Origin of the sequence: Alteromonas sp. AO-Serp (assembly GCF_017849675.1) — a bacterium.
GTDB classification, from domain to species: Bacteria; Pseudomonadota; Gammaproteobacteria; order Enterobacterales; family Alteromonadaceae; genus Alteromonas; species Alteromonas macleodii.
This window is the reverse complement of sequence record NZ_JAFLMX010000266.1, coordinates 1-2,177: the sequence shown is the minus strand read 5'-3', so window position 1 is coordinate 2,177 and position 2,177 is coordinate 1. Positions and strand designations below refer to the sequence as shown.

Annotated in this window: 2 protein-coding genes and 2 pseudogenes; 2 read left to right on the top strand and 2 right to left on the bottom strand. The window is 43.4% G+C overall.

Going from position 1 to position 2,177, the window contains the following annotated elements; all coding sequences use genetic code 11:
- Nucleotides 1–216 (top strand): uracil phosphoribosyltransferase (locus tag QVA83_RS17660; protein WP_287498753.1); only part of this gene is annotated, 216 nt, incomplete at its 5' end.
- Nucleotides 217–401: 185 nt separating this feature from the next.
- Nucleotides 402–1,427 carry a LacI family DNA-binding transcriptional regulator gene (locus QVA83_RS17655; protein ID WP_287498752.1) on the top strand — a complete coding sequence of 342 codons (1,026 nt, stop codon included), beginning with the start codon at nucleotides 402–404 and terminating at the stop codon, nucleotides 1,425–1,427.
- A 109-nt stretch (nucleotides 1,428–1,536) separates the two neighbouring features.
- Here the strand turns inward: QVA83_RS17655 and QVA83_RS22465 are convergent.
- Both QVA83_RS22465 and QVA83_RS17650 read right to left on the bottom strand, forming a co-directional pair.
- Nucleotides 1,537–1,752: pseudogene (locus QVA83_RS22465) on the bottom strand (hypothetical protein); the annotation flags it as partial.
- A 348-nt stretch (nucleotides 1,753–2,100) separates the two neighbouring features.
- Nucleotides 2,101–2,177: pseudogene (locus QVA83_RS17650) on the bottom strand (thymidine kinase); the annotation flags it as partial.

Genomic DNA, 2,177 nt, shown 5'->3' with positions numbered 1-2,177 from the left:
ACGTTGATTGCAACAATCGACCTTCTGAAAAAGAAAGGGTGTCGAAGAATAATGGGACTATTCCTTGTTGCTGCGCCTGAAGGCATTAAAGCCGTTGTTGAAGCACACCCTGATGTTGATATCTTTACCGCCGCAATCGATGATAGATTGAATGAGAAAGGCTATATCCTACCGGGATTAGGAGATGCTGGAGACAAAATCTTTGGCACGCGCTAAGAGCGAAAATCTCTAAAAATTAAGCCATTGATCAATTTGTTACACAACTCATCGAATTAGCGCTAAATTTCACGCGTTAAACGTTTAAGTTAATGATATAGTCAGAGGGTAGTCAGAGCGCACGCTTGCTACCCTTTTTTGTTTTTAAATCTGGGTAGTTAGTTTCGTGAAAAGAGCTAAAAATAATGAATAAAACAAAACTTACCCTAAAAGATGTTGCTGAACAGTTGGGCGTTTCAACGGCAACCATTTCAAATGCGTTTAACCGCCCGGACCAATTATCAAAAGCGAAGCGCGAAGAGATTTTAGCGCAGTGCAAAAAGATTGGTTACAGCGGCCCCAATAAAGCAGCACAGATCCTCAGAAAGGGCACATCAAATATTGTGGCTTTAGTATTAGCCGACAGCATTTCATATATGGTGAGTGACCCCGTCGCGAGTACTTTTATTAAAGGTGTTTCTTCTGCGCTTCAAGAAAATGGCAAGCATTTGTTACTGTACGCGGGCGACTCTGACAGCATTCTTGATGTTGTAGATTTTGTTGATGGTTTTATCTGTTACGGACAACCGCGCAACAGCAACTTGGTAGCGGAGTTGGCAGTGTCGCCAAAACCTGTGGTCACCGTTGACTTTGATATCGAAGACAAGCCATCTATTAATATTGATAACGAAGAGGCGGCCTATCGCGTTGCGTCTCATGCGTTAAATGAAGGTGACAATGTGGCAATCTTTGGGCTTCGCCTGATTGACTCGCCTTCTACATGTCGTATTTACGATAGTCCGTTGATTGACGTAGACAGCTCAATTGCTCACCGTCGACTTGATGGTTATTTAAGGGCCGCTGAAGAAAAGAACATCACGGTAAGCAATGAGCGCATTTGGCACCTTCCAGAAAGTGATAGACATTTTGCAAGACAGGCAGCCAAAGAAGTCCTGACCAGCTCTCCAAGACCTAATGTGGTTTTGTGTATGAGTGACATTATAGCCCTTGAGCTACTTCACTTAGCCTTGGATATGAATATTAAGGTACCGGAAGAGCTGAAAATTACAGGGTTTGATGGTATTGGGGAAGCCGAGCGTGCGCGCCCGCGTCTTACTACAGTTTGCCAATCCAGCAGTGGCAAAGGCGTAGAAGCAACAAAAGCATTGCTTAAACAAGTAACAACTAAGAGTACGCTGCCTTTTGAATTGCAAGTCGGCGAGACGGTATAGGCTGAGCCAAGAGGTTCAGCCCGCGTTAAATAAGGTAAATTGCTTATCAAAGTTTAACGAGCAGCGATTAAAAAATGTGGCAAGTTTCTTTTCTTCAAAAAGATCGCCGCTTACCGATGCCTTCTGCGGAAATGGCCTCAACAATGGAGTCGTTGTCCATTTTCACCGCTTGGGCGCGCATCAAAGAGCCTCGAATCCCCGAAACTTGAATAATTACTACTTGTTCGTCATCTGGTGTGTCTTATGCCACTACTAAACCGCTGTTAAGGGCGGCGGTCATTGAAATAGCGATTACCGCAGGTTTAAACGTACTGGTGTGCTTCATCAGTCATACCCTGCTGAGCGTGTTAAATAAAGGCTCCATTGCTTACATATTTTTAACAATAGTGGTTTTTACTCATACGTAAGTGTTTTCTTAATTGTTTAAGAAAGGTGTTTTTAAATACAGGTCATAAACGGCTATTCGTGGCTAGCAAGAATGCCTAGTGCTTTTTCTTGCTACCTCTAGATAGTGCCGAGAAAGTTTGGATAATGCCGGTTGAAATCTGGCAAAGAGCAGAAGGGCGAATGGCAAATTCTTTGAGAATGAGAAGCGGACAATAAATGCTATAGCCCGCAACAGAAATGAGGTTCAGTGACCGCTTATTTTAGTTAGGTTACTTGTCGGTGGGAGTTAGTCCCAAACCAGTTCTTTATAGTGCTTGCGACACATTGTTTCATAGGAGTCGTTGCCGCCAATTTGTACTTGTT

Bases quoted from the DNA above. Each gene is read 5' to 3' on its own strand.
- QVA83_RS17655 (WP_287498752.1), top strand. From the start codon at position 402: ATGAATAAAACAAAACTTACCCTAAAAGATGTTGCTGAACAGTTGGGC.